Below are 26187 nucleotides of genomic sequence, written 5' to 3'. Positions count from 1 at the left end.
CTATCATTCGTTTGATTGACGCACCATACTCCATCTGAATTCCCACTTCTTTTTATTAACACGGTCCATAAAGATTTCCATAAGCAAATCGGATTCCTTGAACAATGGCGTTGGACGGACAATCATTTGCAATAGATCATCTACTCCATGTGGAGCAGTCAGGACAACATTATCATTATCGTCCAACCGAACTCCAAATGCCGTTGCTGTCTCAGGAAATTTTGAAATTGCATCTCTTGTGCTTGTATAGGGTTCCAACCCGTTTCGCATATGCATACGCGCTTCGTTTTTTACAGACCAAGGTATATGAGGCATCAAATTATATAGCCTTTCCTCCAGCTTTTTTTCAATGGATTCATCCATATTTTCAGCATCAAAATAAACTACATCAATATCCGCCATTTCAGTTCGTTCATCAAAGCCATGTAAAACATCCCATATTTTAGAACGGACAAACCCTGCACAGATCCACCAATCAGGTAAATCGAGTGTACTGGCAGCCTGTAATATATCTACCATCCATTGGTCCTTTTGGATTATTCTAATGATGTCTTTTTCACTTTTTACTTCCATTTGCTATCACCTTTTCAAACTATTCTTCTACCCATTATATCAGAATTCTCCAAGTATAATAAATCTAACAATTAAACATTGATTTCAAGCTCATTCATTGACTGAGACCGGCATCTTGCCTATAATTCTTCTAGTACAACATTAATTGGTTACAGCATACGAGCAGGAGATGAAGGCGTTTGAGAAGTGAAGAAGTAGTAGACCATACACAAATAAATAAATTTCCAATCGTTGCTGTACTTATTGCCGGTGCATTCTTGGCTATATTAAATCAAACGTTACTTGCGACTGCTATTCCGAGTATAATGGTTGATTTAAATCTAACAGAAAATACAGCTCAATGGTTAACGACTATTTTTATGCTAGTGAATGGGATTATGATTCCAATCACTGCTTTTTTAATTGAAACATTTACAACTCGAAAGCTTTTTTTAACAGCTATGTCCCTGTTTTCATTTGGAACATTATTCTGTGCTGTGGCTCCGAACTTTCCATTTTTAATGGTTGGACGAATTATTCAGGCTGCAGGTGCAGGGATTATGCTTCCATTAATGATGACTATATTTTTATTGATTTTTCCGATTGAAAGAAGAGGGGCAGCCATGGGGATGGTAGGTCTTGTTATTTCATTTGCACCCGCAATCGGTCCGACGCTCTCGGGTTGGCTTGTGGAATATTATCCTTGGCGATCCCTGTTTTATGTTATTTTTCCATTTGCAATTATTGATATTATCTTCGCCTATTTTGTGTTGAAAAATGTAACAAAAAGGACCTTTCCGAAAGTAGACTACTTTTCAATTGCACTATCTACCTTAGGCTTTGGAGGTTTATTGTATGGTTTTAGTAGTGCAGGGAATTATGGGTGGTCAAGTATAGTAGTTATTGCTTCGCTCTTAATTGGAACGATCACTTTGACAGCATTTATTCTTAGGCAATTTAAGCTTGCCCAACCGATATTAGAGTTTCGTGTCTTTAAGAATAAAATATTTACGATTACTACGATCGTAGGGATGATTGCATTTATTGGATTAATTGGTGCTGAAACAATCCTTCCCATATATATGCAAAACATGGCTGGATTTACTGCTCTAGAGTCCGGATTAATGATCTTACCTGGTGCGTTAATAATGGGCTTCATGTCTCCGATTACTGGAAGGATATTTGACAGAATTGGAGCGCGCTGGCTTGTTATTACAGGCCTATCAATATTAACTGTTACCTCGTTCTTATATACAAATTTGAGTGCAGAAACATCACTAACTTATTTAACAGTTGTTTTTGCAATACGAATGTTTGGAATCTCGATGGTCATGATGCCTGCGACAACTGCTGGGCTTAATCAGTTGCCAGTTAGACTGATCCCTCACGGGGCGGCTATGAACAATACGATGCGTCAAGTAGCAGCATCAATAGGAACAGCCCTATTAATAACAATAATGACTGCTTTTTCATTGAAGTCTGGTGAAAATGCTGTCCCAGAAGATCTTATTCATGGTGTTAACGTATCTTTCTATGTGACCACAGGTTTATCTTTAGTGGCTCTCATCTTAGCTTTCTTTATCAAGAGAAGCACCCCGGCAGAAGACCGTGCCAAATTGGAAGCAGAAGAAAATATCTAATAGAACTAAAGGTGCTCCAGGAATTGAGCACCTTTTACTGTTTTAATCACCGTTAACATTCCCTTTCTTCACTCCAGACACTTTTTCGTGTAGTAATCGTTTTTTTCGATTTCCTAACGAGGAGACGATACTGTGGAGAACCATCCCAGTAATAACGAGTCCCATTCCAATAAAGGATAGCCCACTCGGCAATGGTGCACTTAAGATTATAAGTTCCCCAAATAAGGCAAATACCACTTCACCTGATTGTGTGGCTTCAACTCCTGCCAGTTTTTTATTATCGTTTTGAACCATTTCCGTAGCATAGAAAAATAATGCGGTTGCAATGACCCCTGACGACACAGCTACAATAAATGTCTGCATTATCTGGCTAGAACTCGGCAGATCATGGGTGGTTATACCATAAAGCGAAAGGATAATCCAGAAAGGCATTGATGCAATGGTCATACCGAGTAAGCGCTGAAATGTATTTAATTGCCCATTTAACAAGATCATCATCTTTCGATTACCTAGCGGGAAGGCAAAGGCAGAGATGATTAAAGGTAGAACACTTAACAGGACATTTTTAGCTGGGACGGACGCTGCATGTTGAAGCTGCATAATAAAAACACCGGCAATAATAATAAGCGAAATAAAAATACTTTGTACCGGGATACGTTGTTTTAAGCTTTTATTTAAAAATGGAACGAGTAAAGACCCAGCTATAATTGTTAACTGGAAAGTTCCAGCTACAAGCCAGCCGGGACCATAGATGGTTGCAAAGGTCAGCGGAGCATAAAAAAATCCGAAGCCTATTGTACTCCAGACCAGCCAAGGGATTGGATTTTTTTTCATATGTAAAATAACCGGCTTTACATTTTTCTTAAAGCCAACGATTATAAATAGAATGGGAAGCATAAACATAAAACGCAGGGAGGCACTCCAAATCCAACTTCCGCCCTCCAGCTCCATGGATCTGTTTAATATAAAAGTTACGGAAAAAAATACTGCTGCTATTAGACCGATAAGAATTGCTTTCATGCTGCACCTCGGTTTACTAAATAATTTTTTGGATAATAATAAAATAAAAACTTTAATCAGCGGGAATTCCCGCATGAATCTGACCCCAAAGAGCTGGCAGTTCGCGTGTTTATAAAGCGTTGCTGGATAAAAAACGAACAGGAGGGGGAAATTCTCCGCTCCTGCTCGAATAAATTAGCCGTTTCAACTAATGAACTATTCTATTCCTGAAAACAATAGTGCAGCTTATCGAAGCTGGAACGAAGAGTTCGTATCTTTGATTTTATATCACCAGATGTTTTATTGCCTTTTAGAACTTCGCCAATAAGCAAAGCAATAACTTCCATCTCATGTTCTTTCATTCTAAGCCGCGTTATCTCCATAGTCCAATACGTAACCCGCTGGGCTCATCCAGTTATGATATTTGCTTTAGCCAAGCAATTCGCCACAGTAGCCACAGCCGAAAGCTTTAACATCTAATATAAACTTATGTATTTCTGTAAAATCTAGTGGATGTATGTGTTTTCATAAATTCAATATATTGGATTTATGATTTTAAGTCAATGGTGAAATCTAAATTTTATGTTTATTCACTCAAATAACGCACCAGTAAAATAAGAATATTCCGCAGGACAATGAAAGCTTCGACAGTATTACATCACACAAAGAAAAAGCGGATGTATTTTTCGAGGAGTTTCGCATTTTGTATTTTCATCAAAAAGTGTGTGTGTCAAACAGGAGTAAGAAACAAAAGAAACTATTCTTAGTACATATAATTACTATCGATATCTTATACGAACAGAGTTATAATTATGGAAGGTTCATCCATTTTATCTGCATTTTTTACGAAAAATAACAAGCCATCAAGCAGGATGAATAGAGGGTAATGACGAATAAGTATATTAGAGACCTTTATGAGATTATTTAGGAGGACACAATGACTGCAAACATAGAAGTAAAGCATACATTAATAGATGAATCATCAATAAGAAATCTCTTAGTACAATACAACTTAGAAAACGTAATTCATTGTTCTTTTCTGAGTAGAGGTTTAAATGATACGTATCTAGTTACAACCAAAAAGGAATCTTACATATTTAGGATATATCGTTATGGATGGAGAGACAGGACGTCTGTCCATTTCGAGATCGATGCAATAAACCATTTACGCGATAATAATTTTAACGTATCGTTTCCCATCTTAAATAGGAATAACTCGTATTTATGTGAAATTGCTGCACCTGAAGGATTACGCTATGGCGTGCTTTTTTCTTATACAAAAGGGGAAAGACCTTTAATTAATGAAGAGAGCTCCCAATTAATAGGTGGGACGCTAGGGAAAATGCATGAGCTGTCAGATGGTTTTCAATCTAACCACAATAGAGGCTTTAAGTTGGATTTAAATCATTTATTGGATGAACCAGTTGAGGTAATCGCTCCCGTATTAAAAAGGTATCTTGGTAAAGAAGCAGATGAGGCCTTGAAAGAAGTTGTAAAAGATATTAAAACGGAATTGGCTGCGAAGGAATTGGAAGTTGGTTTCTGTCATGGTGATTTTCACAATCATAATATGCATATAAATAATCGAGAGATAGAAGTGTTTGATTTCGATTGCAGTGCCATCGGGTATCGAGCCTATGATGTTGCTGTATCATGGTGGAACTTGATAAATAATTATAAGAGTCAGGAGCAAGACTGCTGGGGCGACTTCCTGACTGGCTATTTGAATCATAGGAATTTGAGTAAAGATGACAGAGAAAGTCTGCCATTATTCATTACGGCAAGGAGAATCTGGCTGCTAGGGACCATGCTTAGAAATGATGATGTATGGGGAACAAATTGGATTAATAAAGCTTCAATGGAACTATTTATACTACAGGTTAGAACAGATATGATAAGAGACAAGGGGTGATTACGGATTAGGAGCACTATTATGGAAAACCATTCTAACAGATTCACTTTAGAAGAACCCAAATTTATACTAAATAAGAAGTTGTTTTGCATTTCGTTATTATTGTTTAGTTTGTCCATGGTGATATCTGTCAATTTCCCGCATAATGAACAGCTTGGAGATACCATCCTTGCCTGGATGAATATCCCTACCCGTTTTTCTAATGGAATTCAATTGGTTGGTATGGCAGGGCTTTTTTTATTTCTGGTCAGTTTCTACTTACTTTATAATTCGTTAGGCAAATACCGTGGACGCATGCTTATATTGACATTCATCCTAGCAGGTTCTATACCACCATTTTTGATTGAGACCTATCAAAAAACAGCGGCAACGGGAATTTATGCGGTGTCTTATGAAAAGGAATCCAGCAGCTGTGACTTTGAATTGGCTGATAAGACAACTTTACATGGTAATTGTGACCTTTCATTTGAAAATCTGAGCAATAAGGACGTTACCTTCTTAATAGAATTTAAGGAACACTTTTCCTTTGATGGTTATGCTTCAGTAACCCTTATGAACAAGCAAGGTCCATACAGTGTTAAATTAAAAGCCAAAGAACATAGAAACATGAAGATCAAGGGATATATAGATGTTTCCGATGAAGAAAAACATATTAATAATGGAACTACTCATAACCCCGATATAAAAATTATCGCTGGAGATAAGTTCAGGAATTTATGAGAAATTAACTAATGAATAGAAGGAAGAGGATATCCGAAATATGATCGTATTATGCTTTTTGTTCAGTATGTAGTAACCATTATTAAGGAGAGTGGTGTAGAATGGAAACGTTATCGACCTCGTTTTGGATATTCTATTATATTTTTTTATTTTTAACATTGGCAATCAGTACATTTTGTTATATCCGTCAGCTGCTGTCAACTATATCCGTCATTGCACTAATACTATCTCTTGCCACACCGCTTATCAGCTTCGTTTTCAGTGTACAGAGAACTGAGGGGGTGAATGAATATCATTATTTAGTCTCTCAAATACAGGAAAAAGACGCTTGGGCTATATTTATCTCTCTTGGATATACTTATTTAATTGTTTGGTGGATTGTCCTTTTAACAAAGCTATTTATCCACTTTGAAATTGGCAAACACTGTAAGAATCTCTATATAAAATTAAGTGATCAGACAAAAAAAATTTTAAAGAAAAGCTCATCTTAGAAAGGTTCTGATGGTTTTATAAAGGCGGTGGAATAATGGGTATAAACATGAGTCCTAAATTACCTCTCACACAGAAAGAGAGACTGAGTCTTATAAAATTTTAAGTGAAAATAAGTGAACTGCATGAAATAAGTGAAGATCGTCTTACTGCTATTTTACATATATCTGATGAACGTTCCAGATTTATAAAAGGATTGGCTGAATTTCAACAGATCCCATCAATTGGTCAGAAATTGGCAGAGAAAATAGTGTATCACCTTGGTATTTATACGCTCCATGAAATAAAAGACAATAATGCTGCTGAGTTATTCGATAAGCTGGAAGAGCAAATGGGTGTCTGGACGGATCCATGTGTCGAAGACCAGTTGCGCTGTGTTATCTATCATGCAAATCATCCTGACAGCAATAAAGAAAAAGATATAGAGAAAGAAAGATACGGTTACCGAGGCACAAGGCCAACAAAGGCTTGGTATAAGTAAAAAGAATGTGAGATAGAAAGGATGATAAAACATCAGGACATTCATTGAAAACGTATTTTCCTTCCTTATCGCACTGATTGTTTTTCATATCATTTATACTCAATCACATATTCTTGAATGGGTTATAACATCACCAGTTACTTTTTTACTGGGGTTGTTCAATTTAGATTTAAATGGCTTTGGAACCGGGATAAAATATGTACTTCAGTTTGCATTATTTATTGTGATTTTTTTACTATGTTATCTGATTATGTTAAAAGTGAGTGAATTTCTTAATAAAAAAAAGTTTAATATTTATGTGCTGTACCTGATTACAATAGCTTTATTCGTGAGTATTCTCCATTCAATTATTACACCATATTTTTATACGGAGGCTTATTTAAAGGGGAAAGGCAGAGATTTGATTGAACTTCAGTATGATTTATATCAGGATAATCTTACTGATGACGAATTAGTTGATATTGCAAAAAAAACGCTTGTTATGGGAGATACCAGGGCATCAGTCTACAAAGGTAATGTACCTAAATCATTATTATCTATTGAAAAAGAATCTGTAACCCGGAATTTTCACCAATATCATTATCAAGTGACCTTAACAGAAATTATACATACAGAAAATGGACCTGATGAAAGAGTGGAGGACTATGAATTCTCGATCGAATGGGATAAGTGGCGCTTTTTAATTAATGAAATCAGGCCAGTGAAATAGGTGTTCGCAGTACTTTTGGGGAGATAATATCTTCAATGATTGATGTTTCAATTTAGTGCGATTATGCAAGGAAGGGAGTGATTCTATGAGAATAGTACCCGTGTTATTATTCATCTTTCTCTTATTTTTGTCAGGGTGTGTCGAGACAAGGGAAGCAGAATTAAAAGAATATTATTTATCATTAATGGGAGAAAGCGAGAATTGGAAATTGGAGGGTTACGAAATAGAAATTACAAAAGAGACATTCATGGCAGGGAATGGATTTTTAAATATGAAGAATAGGGAGAAATATATAACTGATTCTTTTTCAGTAGAAGTACATGCGGTTATAGATAATGTGGATACGGTGATCCAAAAGAATGGTGTGTCTGGAGCAGGAGTAAATATTGCATTTGAAAATACTGGAGAAATTGTAGAGGATACTTATTTGGATGCAAAAGGGAATCCGATAACCCTTGAAGATATCAGCAATGTATATGTTGTTTTAGAATGGTGGGACCTTGACCAAAAGAAAAAAATGAAAGAAATAATAGATTTGTATAAGCCAACCGGGGATATTACTTAATAGTTTGGAGGGGTTCCTGATGGAAACGTGTATCTTCTGCCAAATAATTTCAAAGAAATCGGAGGCATACATAATATATGAAGATGATTTGATGTGCTGCTTTTTGGATAAGTTCCCAATTAACACGGGACATGTTCTTGTGGTGCCGAAGAAACATTATCCAGAATTCAGGGATGTGGATACACTGAGCCTACATGCCATAATGGAAATAGCACAAAAAGTTACAATTGCGCTTGAAGATATTCTTGACACAGATGGCATTACAGTCATGCAAAATAACGGGATGTTTAAGGACGTGGAACATTACCATATGCATATTATTCCTAGATTTCAGAATGATGGTTTTTCTTGGAATGAACCGAATGTCATGGTTGCTAGTAATACTTTCTCCAGTCTTAAAGACGTATTGCAGGGTTATTTACTAAAAAGTTCAGCGGAAAAGGGGCCAAGCTAGCGTGTACCGGGCTGGAGATATCATCATAGTAGAGGTGAATGTTATGGGCAAAAAAATAATGTCATTAGCTCCAGTTTTACCAAATGCTCCAAGAGTTCTTATTCTCGGGTCGATACCCGGAGCTCTTTCATTAGAAAAACAGGAATACTACGGAAACCCCAGAAATCATTTTTGGGGAATCCTATTTGCTCTTTTTAATCAGGAGTCATTAGCATCATATCAGGATAAAATTGCTTTTGTAAAAGACCGTAGGATTGCATTATGGGATTCAATAGGTACTTGCTATCGTGAAGGTAGTCTGGATGCGAATATTACAGAGGAAGTGCCGAATGATATTGTCCGTTTAGTGCATGACTATCCAACTATTAAACTGATTGCATGTAACGGTGGGAAATCCTACCAGACATTTAATAAGAATTTTGCCTTGGGCGACTTAGGTGATGTAAAAGTATTAAAGCTTCCATCTACTAGTCCGATCCCAGGAAGGTATACAAAAACTTTCGACGGTAAGGTTGAGGAGTGGAAACAGTTATTAAAATATTTGTAATCTAGAAATAAAGTGATCTGAAATGTTTACAGGAGTTTTAAAAGGAATTTATTGTAAAATATACGTGGTAAAAAGAATACTGCAGGCGTCATCAAGCCTAAAAAATCTTGGGAGGAGATAGTTAGAGATGGCTAATAACAACAATAAGTTTACCCAAGAAGAAGCAGGTCGCAATGGTGGAAAAACAACTGCACAGAATCTTCGTAATGAAGGATATTACCTTGCCAAAAAAAGATGAGAAGAGCTAATTCCTTCTCCTTTTTTAATAGATAAGAAATTTGGCTCTATAAAACTCTCTGACAGTAAGAGACATGTCCAGCGCAAGTGTCCATCATATAGTGTCCTTCCGGCCTCTTCTTAATATAAGTCAACATCAATTCGAGAAATAAAAATGAAGGCTGACTAAAACCGAGCTTGTGCTCAGGCGCCGGCATACCCGCAGAAGTGAGCATGTTTCCTTATCTCATACGACAGTAGAAGTCCGATTAACTACGCAACTTTGCGCCGCAACCTACCCGCGGGTGCACTTTGTTGATTTTTGATTAAATAATGAAAATGAAGGGTATAGGATAGTAGTAACCAAGATGAAGTAGCAAGAAACTAATTCATATGGTACTATATAATCAAGACAATGGTCTATATATTAGTGTAAGTAAAGAGGGGTTAAGTACCTTAGAACTAGTTTGTACAGTAAATTAATTTATTTATAATTAAATGAATATCGACAAGCAGTATCTAATAGTATTAAACTGGTTGTTTTTTTAGGAGGAACCAAAAGCGAGCCGCAAGCGGCGACTTGCGACTCAGACAGCTACCCGTAAGGCGCGGCGACTTGGTTTCAGGCATCGAAAAAAGTAATTATCCTGTTAACTTCATCGGCAGGGTGGTTACTTTTTTTCTCGGCTGTTTACAATTAACAACACTAGTGTGGCAAACAAAAACATCAACTCAAGGGTTGTGTCAATTGATATCACACATTTCAGCCCCTTTCATTAGGGGATTTTAGCCGCCAAGTAAAAGAAGTTTTCTTTTACAACTTTAACCGAAGTTCACCCTGCGTACCTGTCCCCTATAGTATACTACGATTGTAAAAAATAGGAAATGGTACAAAATTCATAGATTTCAGTATGTTTAGTTAATTTGTAATGTAAAATAAGTGAAAACTTCATCTAATTGTAATATGTCTACTTCTGTCATGTTTATATTTTCGATAAAAGTTAATCATTGGTACAATTGTTTCTTTAAAATCAGGACATCTGATTTCAGAACTCTCCAGATCAGTAATAGCCTGTGTAGAGTCATAGTAGGAATGAATCGTAAAGTAATCCATCGCTTCCTTTTCCAGCCGAAGCCATTTACGGAGGGATACAATAGACAAGGATGATTTAGCTAAAGGCAACGGGATAGTTCCTCTTGGAATTATTCCTAAATAGGCTTGAGCTAACATTTTATGTAACTCTCTCATCGTATATGGGTTAGGGTCTGTTAAGTGATATGTTTTACCTTGACCAACTGGATGAATGGATAGATAACTGGTTGCTTGAAGTATATAATCAACTGGAACAAAGTTACCCTCTGCTGTTCCTTCACTGAAATAAGGAACAACTGGAAGGTAGTTGAGTTGGTCCAGTAAATTCAGCATAAAATAAATGCCGTCAAACTTGGTAGTTTCCCCGGTTTTGGAATGCCCCTTAACTATTCCAGGACGAATGATAGTTTTTGGAATAGTATCATCCAATTCATTTACACTTACTTCCGCTTGGTACTTCGTTTCTTCGTAATGGTTTTTAAATGTTTGACCCTTAGAAAGTTCATTCTCAAAGATTTGTCCTTCACGAGTACCTGAAACATAAGCAGTACTAAAATAGATATAGCGCTCCAGACTCCCTAGTGTTTTAACCCAATTGTTTACATTTTCTGTTCCATTTACATTGACTTGATAAGCAAGGTTCCGTGGTACGGCGAGGTCATAAATTGCTGCCAAATGAAAGACATGCGTTACGGACTCCTGTAATAAGCGATTCATATCAGCATCAATAGCTAATATAGGCTTCGTAATATCTCCTGTCACGACAGTAAAGAAATCAGTATTTAAGTTCTGTTGTTTGGCCAAGTTGGTAATTTCTTCTGATGCTTGAATCTTAAGTTCTGGTTAAACTAACACATAGATTTGTTGAATATCTTGGCGATGATCCTGGATGAGTTGCTTTATGAGATTGCTTGCAAGAAAACCAGGATAACCTGTTAGAAAAAAGGTATATTTCATTTTGTATACTTTCACTCCATTCAATATTCAGTTATGCTTATTATAGCACTCTTAAAAATTTTTAAATTATTACTCAACTTTGGCAGAGTGAAATGGTAAGGTTGGAGATATATTCCTCAAGTTGGCTTTGGATTAATTGTTTTATGCTCTAAGCAGTCTGTATACATCTCGTTTTGACATGATCGCTGGATCTGCCTTCATTCAACGATCGCTCCACTTATTCCAGCGATCTGCTTGCTTAATCCCACGGTCGGACCAATTTATCCAGCGCTTTTTTAGCTTTATCCCGCGTTCAACCCTTTGGGCGTAGTGTATTCTCCGTAGTGGCAGCTTACGGTCTATTCCAGAGTTACGTCGCACTTTATAGATTTTGTGTCAAAAACAAAACTATTTTCGATGGGACGTGTAACCGACGTCCTAACCTTTTAGAAAACAGACTTATTTACACCAAGGTTGTAAAAAAAATATTAGAGACATTCAAAGTTTAGCCAAGCTAACTGTTTACACTTTATTAGTGTTGTGAGAGTTAAATTATTGGGTATTGCTTTAGCGGCATATAGCAAGCAAAATAAACCATTAAATAAAGTTATTTTATAAAAAAGAAAAAGGAGAATAAATATGAATGAATTAATGTTGAAAGAAAAACTAATGGCAGACTATGATAAGAAATATGATTACGATGGTATTTCTGGAGAACGGCTGGCACACCGCTTGGGTGAACTTGCAAAAATAGGAATTACGGAAGAGAATGGGTCAAATCGTCCTGGCTATTCGATGGAAGAAAAACAGGCCAAGGAGCTTGTTGCGGGATGGATGAGGCAGGCTGGTTTAAGGGTTAATGAAGACGGAGCAGGTAATATTATTGGCAGGCTATCTGGAAAGAGTGATCACTTACCTGCTATCATGAGTGGTTCACATGTTGATAGTGTGCCTAATGGCGGCCATTTCGATGGACCACTCGGGGTACTCGCTGCCCTGGAGGTTATTGAAGCATGGAGGGAAGCTGGCTACCAGCCGGTCAAACCATATGAAGTAGTTATATTCAGTGATGAAGAGGGAGCACGCTTTAACGGAGGCTTTAACGGTAGCGAGGGAATGATTGGTAAAGGGAATATGGAAGAAAGGTTAAAACTGCATGATGCAGCAGGTTTAAGTTTCGAGGAGGTTTTGAGTACAGTGGGGTTGAATGCTGAATCTTATTCCACAGCGGCCCGTAACTTGGATGAGCTGGAAATTTTCGTTGAAGTGCATATTGAACAGGGGAAACGGCTTGAAAAGGAGAACCTCCCTTGTGGAATAGTCACAGGTATAGCAGGCCCATGCTGGTTGGAATTCACCATTGAAGGGGATGCAGGCCATGCTGGTAACACGCCAATGAATGATCGGAAGGATGCTATGGTGGCAGCTGGGGAATTCGTCCTTGAAGTTAACAAGTTACCAGGGCAAGTAAGTAATTCTGCGGTTGCTACAATTGGTAAATTAAATGTAGAACCAAATGGGGTAAACGTAATACCGGGTAAAGTGACGCTTTATGTTGATATACGTGATATTTATCAGGATAGTCGGGATAAGTTAGTTGATCTAGTGCTGGCTGTTGGTCAAAATGTAGCTGATAAATATGCTGTTAAAGTAAGTCATGAAGAGAAGATGCGTATTTCCCCTGTACCCATAAAAGAGGACAAACAGAACTTGCTTGAACAGTCTTTTCACACAAAAGGGATAAGACCTTATAAACTGCCTAGTGGTGCAGGGCATGATGCAATGGTCATTGGTGGAAAACTTCCTGTAGCCATGCTGTTTACAAAAAGCAGGGATGGAATAAGCCACAATCCTGCAGAGTGGTCTGATTTAAGTGATTGTGTGCAAACGGTACATGTACTTAAAGCTTTTATAGAAGAGATGCAAGAAGAGTAGAAGGTAGGAAAGTAGCGTGAAAATATTTTTAATCCGTCTTAGTTTTTTTAGTGTTTTATGGGTGCTTATGATTGTTCTACAAAGTAAAAATATACCGATAAGTATTATGATGTTTACTTTAGCATTAGTGTTTTATTTTTTCCTGACGATTCAAAAAGCACCTTTTATCCTATATATTCTTTTAACAGTAACAATATTTAGCCATGGCTATTTATTTTCGACGGAAGCTACACTAACAATTTATTTACTGTTCTTCATTACAATTGATGCTGCATCTTGGTTGGAAGAGAAGCTTTTGCTTGCATATTTGATTTCTAATCTTGTACTTTCTTTAACTACAGCGTACATACACGACGATCGTATAGTAGAAATTACAATTATCAGTGTTTTATTTTACTTTTTAGTTATTGCGCTAAATCGGATGGCTACTGAACGAATGGAGCAAAAGGATATTTACGATAAACTGCTAGGTGAGTATCGAATTTTAAAGCGAATGAATATAGCATCAGAACAGGATGCAAGAATTGAAGAGCGGACGAAAATTGCAAGAGACATTCACGATTCAGTGGGCCATCGTTTGACTGCATTAATAATGAAACTCGAAACACTTGCCATTCAACATGCACATAATGATTTTAATGAATTAAAACAAATGGCTCAAGAAAGCCTGGAAGAAACCAGGCAAGCAGTAAAAGCACTTCAAACAGAAGAAAACGAGGGAATTGCAACTGTCGTACATTTAATCCGTAAACTGGAAGCAGAGAGTCATATTCTTGTTAAATTTACCATGAAGCAAGGGATATTGTCTGTACCACTTTCCAATGAAAAAAGTGTTGTATTGTATCGTGTGATTCAAGAGGCATTAACAAATGCGATGCGCCATGCTCAATCACGAGAAGTACATGTGATTTTAGGGAAATCTGCAACAGGGGCTATTTCATTTGAAATTATGAATGCGGTTTTTACAAGAAAAACAATTACGTACGGTTTTGGGCTGACTAGTATGAATAATCGAGTGGAAGAATTAAATGGTAGTTTGGAAGTATACCAAACAGAGAGTCAATTTGTTGTATCTGGATTAATTCCAAGTGATTAGAGGGGGGAAGGTATGTGGCGTGTGTTGTTAGTTGAGGATCAGGCTATTGTTAGGAAAGGGCTCAAAGTCATTTTAGAGCAGGATGAGAATATTCAAGTTAGCCATGAAGCTGGAAATGGGCGAGAGGCTTTGGATATCCTAGAAAAACATTGCGTGGATTTCGTGATAATGGATGTGCGGATGCCAGTAATGAATGGGATTGAAACAACGAGAAAGATCAAACAGCGATGGCCGGGAATTAAAATTTTGATATTAACAACATTTAATGATGATGAATATGCTTTGCAGACATTGAAAGACGGGGCAAATGGTTTTTTATTGAAAACAGCTGAGTCTGAAAGGTTAATTGAGGCAGTTTATAGTTGTATGAAAGGCGGATTAACGATTCATGATGAAGTAGCAGCGAAGGTAATGCCGCGCTTATTACAACGGTCAAACAGTGAGTTTTCCATTGATGTCTCTCTTTCTCCACGCGAATTAGCCATCACCAAATTGATTGGGGAGGGGCAAACGAATAAAGAAATAGCGACACAACTCTTTCTATCTATTGGAACTGTAAAAAATCACCTTACGCATATCCTGCAGAAAACCGGGCTGCGTGATCGTACACATTTAGCGATTTATGCTGTAAAACCTGATATAGCTGATTTTCTAAATGTCATGATATTGTGACATCTGTCTTTTCATAACAACCATCGATTCACTTATACTTTTAATAGAAGGTTACGATGAGAAGGTGATAGATTGATTGATATTATTTTAGATGAATTCCATTTTTCTACCCTATGGAATGGTGGAATTTTATTGTTTCTTTTATTTGGAGCCATAATTTATTTATTTCTATTACCTGATGACAGAAATCATTCATCACGTAAAACGATTCTTTTTTTTGCAGGTCTTATTATTTTATTTCTTGCCATCGGAAGTCCTTTAAATATTATAGGAAGAATTACGTTTAGTACGCATATCATACAAATAGTATTACTTTTATTTGTTGTACCACCACTTTTTATAATCGGATTTAAAATGAAGATCATCGGGCAGTTAATGGCTATAACTACAGTGGGGAAAGCAATGCAAAAAATCACGCATCCACTTTCGGCAATTGTAGTTTTTCATCTATTATTTTATGGGTACCATATTCCTGCCCTTTTTAATTACGTAAGAATTGATATTTTTTTAAACTACTTATATTTACTTGCCCTGTTTATAGGTGCATTACTATTGTGGATACCGATTCTTTCACCAAATCAGCTATCTTTTAGTCAAAAACTGAAATATTGTGTGGTTAACAGTATTTTAATGATTCCATTTAACCTGATACTACTATTTTCTAAGGATGGTCTGTTTTCCATTTATACGGATATTAATCTATTTGTTACTGCGCTTGAATTTTGTTTGCCAGATTGGGAGACAATTCCAGATGATGTTTTCGAGTTACTCCTTCCTTTTAACCCAGTTAAGGAGCAGCAAAATGGTGGTATTATCTTAATGGTAAGTCAACTGATAATGTTTAGTGTCATGTTACTTTTAACGAAAAGGATAAATGATTAAAAATTCTTCACTTGATGGAGAGTTTTTTTGTTTTACACATGAAAAATGACATAAGTCACATCCTCTTTTGCTGTTGGGATGGCGTTAATGACTGTTCTTTTCATAGCCTCAAACTCATAGGTTCAATTGCTTTTCTTGGGAAAAAATTCATGTGTTTAATCGTGTGTTCTTAACAAATCCCGTTGGGCTCTTTTTGTAATTAAATACCAACTTATTAAGGTTTAACTAACACTGTTTTCTAGTATAATAGAATCAGAGAGTTACAGAGGGGGGAACTGCGTGAAAAAGAAAAAGTGGTGGCTGAGATTCGGACTAGGGCTTCTTAGTGCTCTATTAATTATAGATATAATTGCTAGTTTTTATTTTTATAATTTAGCAATTGAACGTAATGTAAAGGATTTTTTGATAGGAAACTCCGACTTGGAAGTTTCTGCAGAAGCAATGGACGTATTCCTTGCCGGTGATTGGCGGGAGTGGGTTGATAATGAGGATTTCGAACATTGGGAAATGGAGTCTTATGACGGATTAAAGTTGCAGGGATATTTTTTGGAAGCAGAAGAACCAACCAACAAGACAGTTGTCTTTGCACATGGCTACCTTGGCAGAGCTAGGGATATGGGATTGTATGGGCAATATTACTATGAAGAACTAGGGTACAACATATTTACTGCAGACATGCGGGGACATGGCCAAAGTGAAGGCGACTATATTGGTTTCGGATGGCATGATCGATTGGATTATGTTGATTGGATTGATGAAGTATTGGAAATTCAAGGTCTGGAATCTGAAATAGTGTTGCATGGTGTTTCTATGGGGGCTGCAACGATGCTAATGGTAAGCGGAGAAGAACTTCCTGATAATGTGAAAGCAGTTGTCGCTGACAGTCCGTATACTAGCGTATATGATATGTTCGAATATCAAATGAATCGAATGTTTCATTTACCAGCTTTTCCCTTATTGCCAAGTACAAGTTTGGTAACGAACATAAAGGCTGGATATTCATTAACGGAGGCATCGGCCTTGGATCAGGTTGAGAAATCACAAATACCAATCTTGTATATTCACGGAGACAATGATACATTTGTTCCAACATCAATGACTAAAGAATTACTGGAACATACAAATAGCAAAGCAGAAATGTTCACCTTTGAAAATGCAGGTCATGGCGAAGCTTTTGTAACTCACGAAGATAGATATCTGGAAATAATGAACGGATTTCTTAATAAATATATGAAGTAGAATCTCCGGCCTTCCATCAAGATGGGGGGCCTTTATTATACAAAAAATATTCAACTATAAGAGAACCTTTTACTTTTACATAACATAAAATGAATAAAAATTAATAAAAATGTATAAATATACTTGATTAATTCATGTTATATAACTATAATAATGAATAATCCGAAAACAAGAAGGAAGGAAGATGTTATTGAAAAACGCAGCGATCATAGGTGGTACTGGTTATGGGGCGATTGAGCTTATCCGACTTCTGCATTCACATAAACATATACAACTCAAGAAAATCATTTCAAACTCTCAGCATGGTGAACAAATTTCATCTATCTATCCGCATTTAACAAGTTTTATTGAAGAACCGATGGAAAAATTAGAGATTAAGAGTCTGGAAAAAGAAGTGGATATTGTATTTTTTGCTACTCCTGCTGGTATCTCAAAAAAACTGATTCCTCAACTAGAACAATCATCCTTACAATGCATTGACCTATCTGGTGATTTACGAATCACTTCTCAAGATCAATATTTAGAATGGTACGGTGCTGAAGCAGCGCCCCAGGAAACAATAGATAATGCAGTCTATGGATTACCGGAAATTTATAAAGAAGAAATTAAAAATGCAAAAATTATTTCCAACCCGGGTTGCTTTCCAACGTCCAGCTTACTTGGACTGATTCCCGCTATCCAACATAAAGTAATTGAGAACAGTCCCATTATTATTGATGGAAAAACAGGCATTTCAGGTGCAGGAAGGACACCTTCGGCCATGACTCACTTTTCCGAGGTAAATGATAATGTAAAAGCCTATAAAGTAGGGAAACATCAGCATATCCCAGAAATAGACCAATACTTATCAGGAATTGCAAATGAATCTGTTACATCCACTTTCACGCCACATCTTATACCAATGACACGTGGATTAATTTGTACGATGTATGGTCAATTAAAAATGACTATTTCTACCGAAGAAATTATTGATTTATATAAATCATTTTATCAATCAGAACCCTTTGTTCGAATTCGTAATAAAGGTGAATTTCCAGCAACGAAGGATATGAATGGAAGCAATTATTGTGATATAGGTTTGCATGTTGATGAAAGAACAAACCAGCTTATTATTATTTCTGCTATTGATAATTTAGTAAAAGGCGCAGCAGGGCAAGCAATCCAAAACGTAAATTTAATGAATGGCTGGGATGAAGAACATGGTTTAAACAATGTTCCGGTATATCCATAAGGAAGGGTGAAAATAAATGGTCGCTACGAAAGAGGAAAATATTCAGATTATAAAAAACGGACATGTTACAAGTCCACAAGGTTTTTCAGCAGGGGGCTTACATTGCGCTATTCGAAAAACAAGGCTCGACTTTGGATGGATTCATTCAGATAATCCTGCCACTGCAGCAGCAGTTTATACGTTAAATGCCTTTCAAGCGGCCCCATTAAAAATCACTAAAGACAGTATTGAAAAAGAGAAGTTAATTCAAACAGTTGTTGTTAATTCGGGTGTAGCCAACTCATGTACCGGAGAACAAGGGAATCTTGATGCTTTAGAAATGCAGAAATTAACTGCTGAAAAGATGGGGGTTGACACTAACCACGTCGCAGTATCATCTACCGGTGTAATTGGTGTTCCGCTTCCGATGGAAAAAATACGTACAGCAATACATTCAATGAATGACAAAGATAATGTTTCCGCCGAAAATTTTGAAGAAGCTATACTAACGACTGACACGATGACAAAGCATATTGCAGTGCAAATTGAAATTGATGGTAAAACCATAACGATAGGTGGAGCGGCAAAAGGTTCTGGAATGATTCATCCGAATATGGCGACCATGCTTTCTTTCATTACAACAGATGCTGCTGTTGAACAGAAAAGTTTACAGCAGGCTTTAGGAGATATAACTAATAAGTCATTCAATATGATTACTGTAGATGGTGATTGTAGTACGAACGACATGGTGCTGGTTATGGCCAATGGTAAACAAAATAATACCCAATTAAGTGAGACGCATCCACAGTGGCCACTGTTTTTGCAGGCCTTTCAGTTGGTTAGTGAAGAGTTAGCAAAGCAGATTGCGAAAGATGGGGAGGGGGCTACTAAACTGATCGAAGTAAATGTAAAAGGTGCTCCCTCTGACGAAGCAGCCAGACAAGTAGCAAAAGCGGTCATTTCCTCCAATCTCGTGAAGACTGCAGTTTACGGGGCAGATCCTAATTGGGGAAGAATTGTATGTGCTGTCGGGTATAGTGAACAACCAATAGATCCGGATAAAGTATGTGTTGCTATTGGTGACATCCACGTTGTTAAGGATGGGCTACCATTAGAATTTGTTGAAGCAGAGGCAAAGCAACACTTAGAGAATGAAACGGTAGTACTAAATGTTGACTTACAAAATGGCCTACATGAAGCAACTGCTTGGGGATGCGATTTAACCTATGATTACATCAAAATAAATGCTTCTTATCGAACGTGAGGTGAAGAAAATGAATGTGTTGGTATTAAAAATAGGTGGCAGTGTTTTAGCAAAGCTTCCTGACTCTTTTTATAAAATGGTTGTTGAACTAAAGCATTCCCGTATTTGCGAACCTGTTATTGTTCACGGTGGAGGACCAGATATTAATCGTATTTTACGAGAGTTAGAGGCAGAAAGTACATTTGTTGACGGACTTCGCGTAACGACAAATGAGGTATTAGATGTGGCTGAGATGGTTATGAGCGGCTCCGTGAATAAGAAAATTGTTACTAACTTACAGAAAGCTGAGGGTTCAGCTATTGGATTAAGTGGGGTCGATGGTTCACTTCTTCAAGTAGCTCCTCTTGATCCAACAGGAGCCCTGGGCTTTGTAGGTGAGGTAATACATGTTAATGAGAAATGGCTGGATCTTATCATTCAAAACGCGGGTATTCCGGTGATTTCACCAATCGGTATAGATGCTTCAGGACAGCGATATAACATTAATGGCGATATGGCAGCAGCTGCTGTAGCTCAGTCATTGAAAGGGAAACTGGCTCTGATCAGTGATATTCCTGGTGTAATGGAGACGATTGAAGGCAAACAAGTAGTCCACAAGGAACTTACCGAAAAACAAGTGAAAGAAAAAATCGCCTCAGGGGTTATTCATGGTGGAATGATACCGAAAGTCAACTCCGCCCTAAAAGGTTTATCGAAAGGCGTTAAAGAATCTGTTATTTTAAATGGATTAACTCCAAATGACGTGAAAGATTATCTGGAAGGTAAGGAAGCGGGCACAAAAGTCATACAAGAAAAGGAAGCATATCATGTCTAATACAGTAACAAATCATACGACATCATCGTCTGTAATGAACATATACCAACGATTTCCTCTGACACTTGTAAAAGGAAAAGGAAGCTTTGTTTGGGATGAACAAGGCGAAAAGTATTTAGATTATACAGCTGGAATTGCAACATGTAATCTTGGCCATGTTCCAAAACAAGTGCAAGAAAAAATCACAGAACAACTTGATACACTTTGGCATTGTTCAAACCTGTACACGATTCCAATGCAGGAAGCTTTGGCAACCGAGCTGACAAAGAACAGCTGCCTAGATAAAGTGTTTTTTTGTAATAGCGGCGCAGAAGCTAATGAATCTGCGATAAAATTAGCAAAAAAATATGCGAAAGATAAAGGAAATCCGGAGAAAACGGAAATCCTTACATTTACGAATTCATTTCATGGGCGAACTGGTACAACAATGGCTGCAACAGCACAGGAGAAAATTCATCAAGGCTTTTTCCCGTTAACGCCAGGATTCCACTATTTACCATTTGACGATAGAGAATCTCTTGCTCAAATTGATGTTAATCGGACAACAGCAGTTCTCTTGGAACTTGTGCAAGGTGAGGGTGGCGTAAATCCTGCCAGCCTAGAGTGGGTAAAACAGCTTGAAGTTTTATGTAATAAAAATGATATCTTACTCATGGTAGATGAAATTCAAACGGGTATCGGCCGAACAGGAACATTGTTTGCCTATGAGCAATTTGGTATTAAACCTGATGTTATTACATTGGCAAAAGGACTTGGGTCTGGCTTTCCAGTTGGAGCGATGCTGGCAAATGAAGCAGCAGCAAAATCCTTTCACCCAGGAACTCATGGTAGTACTTTCGGTGGGAACCCATTAGCAATGAGCGCTGGTCTGGCTACAGTAGAAACAATAATGAATGAAGATATTCTATCTGAAGTAAAAACAAAAAGTGAATGGCTGAAAGCAGAACTGGATGACTTGAAATCAACCTTTTCCAGTATTGAAGAAGTAAGGGGACTTGGCCTTTTACTAGGTGTTCAATTGGCATTTGAAGCAGGGCCTTTCGTGCAAAAGTTTAGAGAGAAAGGAATCCTTGTCCTGATGGCCGGGCCTAATGTGCTGCGCATTTTACCTCCTTTAACAACTACAACAGACGAACTGAAGCATTTTATTCTAGTATTTAGGCAACTACTGACAGAATCAAGGGAGTTTTCACTATGACAAAAGGATACCTCGTTTTAGAAACCGGAGAGAAGTTTGCAGGGGACTGGATTGGTCCAGTTGATGAAGCAAGAGGGGAAGTTGTTTTTAATACGAGTATGACAGGATACCAGGAAACGATAACAGATCCGTCCTATGCTGGGCAGATCTTAACACTTTGTTACCCGATAATTGGAAGTTGTGGTATGAATAAGACAAATAATGAAAGCAATAAGCCTTCCGTTTCTGCAGTCATTATAAGTGACCTCTGTGATGAACCAAGCCATTATGAGTCCTCTTCAACTTTTTCAGAGGAACTCAACATGATAAATATCCCCGGTTTAAAAAATGTGGATACACGTGCGCTTGTTGCTGCTATTCGGAAGCATCAAACTGTTCGAGGAAAGATAGTTTCAGAAGAGAAGAAGGGAACGTCAAACGAATGGTCGGATAAGAACAGTATAGATTTAGTAAGTCATGTTTCGGTAAAAGAAATAGAAACCTACGGAGATGGTGCGATTCACATTGTACTTCTTGACTTTGGCTATAAAAAATCGCTATTGCAGGCTTTATTGAATAAGGGCTGCAAAGTGACAATCGTACCGTTCTATACGTCATTAGAGACGGTGAATTCTTTAAATCCGGACGGGATTCTAATAAGTAATGGACCAGGAGATCCAATGGATCTGGCATCCTATTTGCCGAAAATCAAAGTTCTAACGGAAACATATCCCACACTTGGTATTGCTATGGGACATCAGCTGATTGCTTTAGCCTATGGGGCTAAAACGAAAAAAATGTCCATTGGCCACCGTGGTAGCAATTATCCTGTGAAGGAATTATTAACAGGTAAAGTGAGAATGACTTCTCAGAACCATGGGTATGTAGTAGTTGATGAAAGTATTGATCAAAAAGAATTCCAATTATTATTCCGAAATGTAAATGACCGATCCTTAGAAGGTATGAAGCATATTGACCTTCCAGTTTTTTCCGTCCAGTTTCACCCAGAAGCAAACCCAGGACCTAATGACACGGAATATATTTTCGGCGAGTTTATACAACAAGTTATTACAGCAGGAGGGAGCAAGTATGTGGAAGCATAAATCGTTAAATAAAGTGCTGGTTATTGGATCCGGTCCAATTGTCATCGGGCAGGCTGCTGAATTTGACTATGCCGGTACCCAAGCCTGCCTGGCACTTAAAGAAGAAGGCATTGAAGTTGTATTAGTAAATAATAATCCGGCAACAATTATGACAGATAACAGGATTGCAGATCATATCTATATGGAGCCGCTTGAAGTAAGCATGCTGGAAAAAATCATTGCAAAGGAAAAACCGGATGGCATGATCGGATCCATAGGGGGACAAACGGGATTAAATCTAACAGTGGAACTATACGAAAAAGGGATTCTTGATAAATACAATGTAGAACTATTAGGTACATCAGTTCCTTCCATTCAAAAGGGAGAAGATCGGGAAAAGTTTCGCAGCTTAATGCTCGAGATCGAAGAGCCAATCCCTGAGTCGGCAATTATTGAATCAATGGAAGAGGGTTTGAATTTTATTAACGAAATAGGTTATCCGGTAATATTGCGTCCTGCCTATACCCTCGGTGGTGAGGGTGGTGGATTCGCTTACAATGAAGCGGAGTTTACAGACCTTTTAAGCAAAGGCTTTATGTTAAGTCCGATTAAACAGGTGCTTGTTGAAAAAAGTATCAAAGGATGGAAAGAAATAGAATATGAAGTAATGCGTGATAGCAATGACACATGTGTCATTGTGTGTAATATGGAAAACATGGATCCTGTCGGTGTGCATACGGGAGACTCTATCGTAGTGGCACCATCTCAGACGCTTTCTGATGAACAATACCAAATTTTACGTACATCATCCCTTAAAGTAATTCGAGCATTAGATGTAGTTGGTGGTTGTAATATTCAATTTGCATTAAACCCAGCATCTAATGAGTATTGTATTATTGAAGTGAACCCAAGAGTTAGCCGTTCCTCGGCCTTGGCCTCTAAAGCAACTGGTTATCCGATAGCCCGTATCGCAACAAAATGTGCAATTGGCTACCCGCTCGATGAAATTCTCAATCCGATTACGGGCAATACATTTGCCTCTTTTGAACCAGCGTTGGATTATGTAGTGGTAAAGCTACCTCGCTTTCCTTTTGATAAATTTACTGAGGCGGATCGATCATTGGGCACACAGATGAAAGCAACGGGAGAAGTAATGGGGATTGATAGAACGTTCGAAGGTGCACTAAATAAGGCAATACGTTCACTGGAATTAAATGTTACCAGTCTTCATTGGCCTGGAATGGAAGGTAAATCCTCTGATGAACTAATGGAACTTCTTTCAATACCTAATGATTTACGGCTATTTGCGATAGCTGAAGCATTTGTAAGGAACCTGTCTATGGACAAAGTACTGGACTTAACCGAGATTGATTACTGGTTCCTACGGAAGGTAGAAAGAATTATCCAGTGTGAGCAATCGTTGAAATTGGTTCAATGGTCAACTATTTCTGCGGAAAAGCTGCTGGAAATAAAGCGTCTTAATATAAGTGATGAACGAATTGCAGAGTTAACAGGTGTAACATCAAGAGAAGTAAGAAAAGCGTACAAAGAACAGTCGATAAGGCCAGCTTATAAGTTAGTGGATACCTGCGCGGGAGAATTTGATGCGATCACACCGTATTATTATTCCACCTGGCATGGGAGTGACGAGGTCATTACGAACAATGACCGGAAGAAAATTCTTGTTTTGGGATCTGGACCGATCCGGATTGGTCAAGGGGTGGAATTTGATTACTGTTCGGTTCATGCGGCTCAAGCAGTGAAAAAAATGGGTTATGAGTCTGTTGTTATTAATAACAATCCAGAAACTGTAAGTACGGATTACTCTATTGCTGATCGCCTGTATTTTGAACCATTGGCACTGGAGGATGTTTTGGCAGTAATTGAAAAAGAAAATATAGCTGGTGTAATTGTTCAATTCGGTGGTCAGACAGCAATTAACTTAGCAAATGATTTAGAGGCTGAAGGAATTCCTGTCCTTGGAACTTCGCCAAAGCAGATCGATCAAATGGAAGACCGGGAACAATTTTATAATGTTTTAAATGAATTAAGTATTCCTCATATCACTGGCCATATTGTTACTAAACAGGAGCAATTGTCCGCTTCGGCTGACGAGTTAGGGTTTCCCGTACTTATTCGCCCTTCCTATGTTATAGGCGGACAGTCCATGTTCATTTGTTATGACGAAAAAGAATTGCTGAAGTATGTAACACGTATCCAAAAAGATACGAATGATCGTTGCTGGCCATTATTAATTGACCAGTATATACCAGGTCTGGAGTGTGAAGTGGATGTCATCAGTGATGGAAAAGATATAATTATCCCAGGTATCTTTGAACATATAGAAAAGGCCGGGGTCCATTCAGGAGACAGTATGACCATCTTCCCACCCGTTTCCTTAACGGAGCACATGAAAGAAACAATCGTCGAAACTGTACGTCAAATCAGTCAAGCGGTACCTATAATAGGAATGATGAATATCCAATTTGTTATCTTTGAAGATATAATTTATGTATTGGAAGTAAATCCCCGTTCGTCAAGAACCGTACCTATTATAAGTAAAGTAACCGACATACCGATGGTTGAATGGGCAGTTAAAGTACAGATGGGTATCCCTTTGAATGAAATTTCCAATGAGGTAAATTTACTAAAAGAACCAGACTATTACACGGTGAAAGCACCTGTGTTTTCTGCTAGTAAACTAAAGGGTGTTGATCATGTTTTAGGACCGGAAATGAAATCTACTGGAGAGATAATAGGCTTAGGCTTATCAAAAAATGAAGCATTGGCTAAAGTGTTAGCATCTATTGAAGGTAAAGGAACAATTAACCAGAAACCGTTCCATTTATTTGTTTCTATTTCAGACCGTTTAAAAGCAGAGAGTGTGGATATAATTCGTAAGTTTGCAGAATTAGGTGCCACGATAACTTCTACGGAAGGAACAGCAAACTATTTGAAAATGAAAGGGATCCAATCAACAATAATAAAGAATAATAAGGAAGTTTTGCTCGATCATTGGAAAAATCAGTGTCCAGACCTTGTTCTTAATGTTCCTAGTCAAGGTAGAGAAAAAGAAAAAATAGGTTTCTACATTCGCGAGCTATCTGTCAGGTACCAAGTTCCGTATTTCACTAGTTTAGAAACTTTAGGAGCAATGGCAGATTCCCTGGAAGAAGCCAAATTGGAAGAAGTACCAAGATCACTGCAAGTTTATATTAAGAAGCTGGCAATACTAAAAGAAAAAGCAGGAGCAGTGATGGTAGATAAACCAGTAGTGTAGTATATATAAATAGCTCATAAAAACGCATGGATAAATATCCATGCGTTTTGGGCTGCTGAATGATATGTTATTTAATTTGGGGTCTCCACGGATATGGAAACTATTTACGTAATTACACCAGCTATCAAATTCTCTATATATAAAAATTGTATGGTTTGTAAAACCTTTTATTTATTTTATCTTACTCTTAACTGCAAAGCGACAAGTGCCAGACACTTGTCGC

Annotated in this window: 24 protein-coding genes; 20 read left to right on the top strand and 4 right to left on the bottom strand. The window is 37.6% G+C overall.

Going from position 1 to position 26187, the window contains the following annotated elements; all coding sequences use genetic code 11:
- Nucleotides 1-3: 3 nt before the first annotated feature.
- The gene (locus QGM71_RS09790) at nt 4-573 is read right to left on the bottom strand and encodes a nucleotidyltransferase family protein (protein WP_327607359.1); all 570 of its coding nucleotides are present in this window, start codon (nt 571-573) and stop codon (nt 4-6) included.
- Nucleotides 574-752: 179 nt separating this feature from the next.
- Here QGM71_RS09790 and QGM71_RS09785 point away from each other — a divergent pair, with 179 nt between their 5' ends.
- Nucleotides 753-2192, top strand: coding sequence for an MDR family MFS transporter (locus tag QGM71_RS09785; RefSeq protein ID WP_327607358.1), 1440 nt, complete (start codon nt 753-755; stop codon nt 2190-2192).
- Between the two features lie 42 nt (nt 2193-2234).
- Here QGM71_RS09785 and QGM71_RS09780 read toward each other — a convergent pair whose 3' ends face one another.
- The gene (locus QGM71_RS09780; RefSeq protein WP_327607357.1) at nt 2235-3212 is read right to left on the bottom strand and encodes a DMT family transporter; all 978 of its coding nucleotides are present in this window, start codon (nt 3210-3212) and stop codon (nt 2235-2237) included.
- A gap of 200 nt (nt 3213-3412) precedes the next feature.
- Entirely contained in the window at nt 3413-3553 is a 141-nt protein-coding gene (locus tag QGM71_RS09775; RefSeq protein WP_327607356.1) for a hypothetical protein, read from the bottom strand.
- Between the two features lie 575 nt (nt 3554-4128).
- Here QGM71_RS09775 and QGM71_RS09770 point away from each other — a divergent pair.
- The 8 genes from QGM71_RS09770 to QGM71_RS09735 all read left to right on the top strand — a co-directional run bounded on the left by QGM71_RS09770 (nt 4129) and on the right by QGM71_RS09735 (nt 9068).
- A complete protein-coding gene (locus tag QGM71_RS09770) occupies nt 4129-5103 on the top strand; it encodes a phosphotransferase enzyme family protein (RefSeq protein WP_327607355.1) in 975 nt (324 codons plus the stop codon).
- Between the two features lie 21 nt (nt 5104-5124).
- Complete coding sequence (locus QGM71_RS09765; protein WP_327607354.1) at nt 5125-5823, top strand: hypothetical protein; 699 nt, start codon at nt 5125-5127, stop codon at nt 5821-5823.
- A 101-nt stretch (nt 5824-5924) separates the two neighbouring features.
- On the top strand, nt 5925-6314 hold the full coding sequence (locus QGM71_RS09760; RefSeq protein WP_327607353.1) for a hypothetical protein: 390 nt from the start codon (nt 5925-5927) through the stop codon (nt 6312-6314).
- A gap of 104 nt (nt 6315-6418) precedes the next feature.
- Nucleotides 6419-6793, top strand: a complete 375-nt coding sequence (locus QGM71_RS09755) for a helix-hairpin-helix domain-containing protein (RefSeq protein WP_327607352.1) — start codon at nt 6419-6421, stop codon at nt 6791-6793.
- A gap of 400 nt (nt 6794-7193) precedes the next feature.
- On the top strand, nt 7194-7502 hold the full coding sequence (locus QGM71_RS09750) for a hypothetical protein (RefSeq protein WP_327607351.1): 309 nt from the start codon (nt 7194-7196) through the stop codon (nt 7500-7502).
- A gap of 85 nt (nt 7503-7587) precedes the next feature.
- Entirely contained in the window at nt 7588-8067 is a 480-nt protein-coding gene (locus tag QGM71_RS09745; RefSeq protein ID WP_327607350.1) for a hypothetical protein, read from the top strand.
- A gap of 19 nt (nt 8068-8086) precedes the next feature.
- The gene (locus tag QGM71_RS09740; protein WP_327607349.1) at nt 8087-8521 is read left to right on the top strand and encodes an HIT family protein; all 435 of its coding nucleotides are present in this window, start codon (nt 8087-8089) and stop codon (nt 8519-8521) included.
- A gap of 43 nt (nt 8522-8564) precedes the next feature.
- Nucleotides 8565-9068, top strand: a complete 504-nt coding sequence (locus tag QGM71_RS09735) for a DNA-deoxyinosine glycosylase (protein ID WP_327607348.1) — start codon at nt 8565-8567, stop codon at nt 9066-9068.
- Nucleotides 9069-10233: 1165 nt separating this feature from the next.
- Here the strand turns inward: QGM71_RS09735 and QGM71_RS09730 are convergent.
- Entirely contained in the window at nt 10234-11181 is a 948-nt protein-coding gene (locus QGM71_RS09730) for an SDR family oxidoreductase (protein ID WP_327607347.1), read from the bottom strand.
- 771 nt (nt 11182-11952) lie between these two features.
- On the opposite strand from QGM71_RS09730, the gene QGM71_RS09725 reads away from it, so the two are divergent.
- From QGM71_RS09725 to carB, 11 genes are all read left to right on the top strand, one after another.
- On the top strand, nt 11953-13248 hold the full coding sequence (locus QGM71_RS09725) for a M20 family metallo-hydrolase (protein ID WP_327607346.1): 1296 nt from the start codon (nt 11953-11955) through the stop codon (nt 13246-13248).
- A 16-nt stretch (nt 13249-13264) separates the two neighbouring features.
- A complete protein-coding gene (locus QGM71_RS09720; RefSeq protein WP_327607345.1) occupies nt 13265-14344 on the top strand; it encodes a sensor histidine kinase in 1080 nt (359 codons plus the stop codon).
- A 12-nt stretch (nt 14345-14356) separates the two neighbouring features.
- Nucleotides 14357-15016: a response regulator transcription factor gene (locus tag QGM71_RS09715; RefSeq protein ID WP_327607344.1), complete on the top strand. Its 660-nt coding sequence runs from the start codon at nt 14357-14359 to the stop codon at nt 15014-15016.
- A gap of 72 nt (nt 15017-15088) precedes the next feature.
- Nucleotides 15089-15898, top strand: a complete 810-nt coding sequence (locus QGM71_RS09710; protein WP_327607343.1) for a cytochrome c oxidase assembly protein — start codon at nt 15089-15091, stop codon at nt 15896-15898.
- A 279-nt stretch (nt 15899-16177) separates the two neighbouring features.
- Complete coding sequence (locus QGM71_RS09705; protein WP_327607342.1) at nt 16178-17137, top strand: alpha/beta hydrolase; 960 nt, start codon at nt 16178-16180, stop codon at nt 17135-17137.
- Between the two features lie 184 nt (nt 17138-17321).
- Nucleotides 17322-18368 (top strand): N-acetyl-gamma-glutamyl-phosphate reductase, encoded by a 1047-nt coding sequence (gene argC, locus QGM71_RS09700; protein WP_327607341.1) that lies wholly within the window; start codon nt 17322-17324, stop codon nt 18366-18368.
- A gap of 16 nt (nt 18369-18384) precedes the next feature.
- Nucleotides 18385-19611 (top strand): bifunctional glutamate N-acetyltransferase/amino-acid acetyltransferase ArgJ, encoded by a 1227-nt coding sequence (gene argJ / locus QGM71_RS09695; protein WP_327607340.1) that lies wholly within the window; start codon nt 18385-18387, stop codon nt 19609-19611.
- A gap of 10 nt (nt 19612-19621) precedes the next feature.
- Nucleotides 19622-20425, top strand: a complete 804-nt coding sequence (argB, locus tag QGM71_RS09690) for an acetylglutamate kinase (RefSeq protein ID WP_327607339.1) — start codon at nt 19622-19624, stop codon at nt 20423-20425.
- Nucleotides 20418-21623 carry an acetylornithine transaminase gene (locus QGM71_RS09685; protein WP_327607338.1) on the top strand — a complete coding sequence of 402 codons (1206 nt, stop codon included), beginning with the start codon at nt 20418-20420 and terminating at the stop codon, nt 21621-21623. Before argB ends, QGM71_RS09685 begins: the two co-directional genes overlap by 8 nt.
- The gene (locus QGM71_RS09680; RefSeq protein ID WP_327607337.1) at nt 21620-22705 is read left to right on the top strand and encodes a carbamoyl phosphate synthase small subunit; all 1086 of its coding nucleotides are present in this window, start codon (nt 21620-21622) and stop codon (nt 22703-22705) included. The genes QGM71_RS09685 and QGM71_RS09680 overlap by 4 nt, the downstream gene beginning before the upstream one ends.
- Entirely contained in the window at nt 22692-25964 is a 3273-nt protein-coding gene (carB, locus tag QGM71_RS09675) for a carbamoyl-phosphate synthase (glutamine-hydrolyzing) large subunit (protein WP_327607336.1), read from the top strand. The genes QGM71_RS09680 and carB overlap by 14 nt, the downstream gene beginning before the upstream one ends.
- Nucleotides 25965-26187: the final 223 nt, after the last annotated feature.

It is taken from the genome of Virgibacillus tibetensis, assembly GCF_036026595.1.
Lineage (GTDB): Bacteria > Bacillota > Bacilli > Bacillales > Amphibacillaceae > Virgibacillus_P > Virgibacillus_P tibetensis.
Note: the sequence above shows the minus strand (reverse complement) of the source record. Positions and strands in the feature narration are given on the sequence as shown.

Excerpts from the sequence above, each read along its gene's own strand:
- QGM71_RS09685 (WP_327607338.1), top strand. The coding sequence starts at position 20,418 with ATGTCTAATACAGTAACAAATCATACGACATCATCGTCTGTAATGAAC.
- carB (WP_327607336.1), top strand. The coding sequence starts at position 22,692 with ATGTGGAAGCATAAATCGTTAAATAAAGTGCTGGTTATTGGATCCGGT.
- QGM71_RS09780 (WP_327607357.1), bottom strand. The coding sequence starts at position 3,212 with ATGAAAGCAATTCTTATCGGTCTAATAGCAGCAGTATTTTTTTCCGTA.
- QGM71_RS09740 (WP_327607349.1), top strand. The coding sequence starts at position 8,087 with ATGGAAACGTGTATCTTCTGCCAAATAATTTCAAAGAAATCGGAGGCA.
- QGM71_RS09760 (WP_327607353.1), top strand. The coding sequence starts at position 5,925 with ATGGAAACGTTATCGACCTCGTTTTGGATATTCTATTATATTTTTTTA.
- QGM71_RS09790 (WP_327607359.1), bottom strand. The coding sequence starts at position 573 with ATGGAAGTAAAAAGTGAAAAAGACATCATTAGAATAATCCAAAAGGAC.
- argB (WP_327607339.1), top strand. The coding sequence starts at position 19,622 with ATGAATGTGTTGGTATTAAAAATAGGTGGCAGTGTTTTAGCAAAGCTT.
- QGM71_RS09715 (WP_327607344.1), top strand. The coding sequence starts at position 14,357 with ATGTGGCGTGTGTTGTTAGTTGAGGATCAGGCTATTGTTAGGAAAGGG.
- QGM71_RS09725 (WP_327607346.1), top strand. The coding sequence starts at position 11,953 with ATGAATGAATTAATGTTGAAAGAAAAACTAATGGCAGACTATGATAAG.
- QGM71_RS09735 (WP_327607348.1), top strand. The coding sequence starts at position 8,565 with ATGGGCAAAAAAATAATGTCATTAGCTCCAGTTTTACCAAATGCTCCA.
- QGM71_RS09775 (WP_327607356.1), bottom strand. The coding sequence starts at position 3,553 with ATGAAAGAACATGAGATGGAAGTTATTGCTTTGCTTATTGGCGAAGTT.
- QGM71_RS09770 (WP_327607355.1), top strand. The coding sequence starts at position 4,129 with ATGACTGCAAACATAGAAGTAAAGCATACATTAATAGATGAATCATCA.
- QGM71_RS09680 (WP_327607337.1), top strand. The coding sequence starts at position 21,620 with ATGACAAAAGGATACCTCGTTTTAGAAACCGGAGAGAAGTTTGCAGGG.
- QGM71_RS09745 (WP_327607350.1), top strand. The coding sequence starts at position 7,588 with ATGAGAATAGTACCCGTGTTATTATTCATCTTTCTCTTATTTTTGTCA.
- QGM71_RS09765 (WP_327607354.1), top strand. The coding sequence starts at position 5,125 with ATGGAAAACCATTCTAACAGATTCACTTTAGAAGAACCCAAATTTATA.
- argC (WP_327607341.1), top strand. The coding sequence starts at position 17,322 with ATGTTATTGAAAAACGCAGCGATCATAGGTGGTACTGGTTATGGGGCG.
- argJ (WP_327607340.1), top strand. The coding sequence starts at position 18,385 with ATGGTCGCTACGAAAGAGGAAAATATTCAGATTATAAAAAACGGACAT.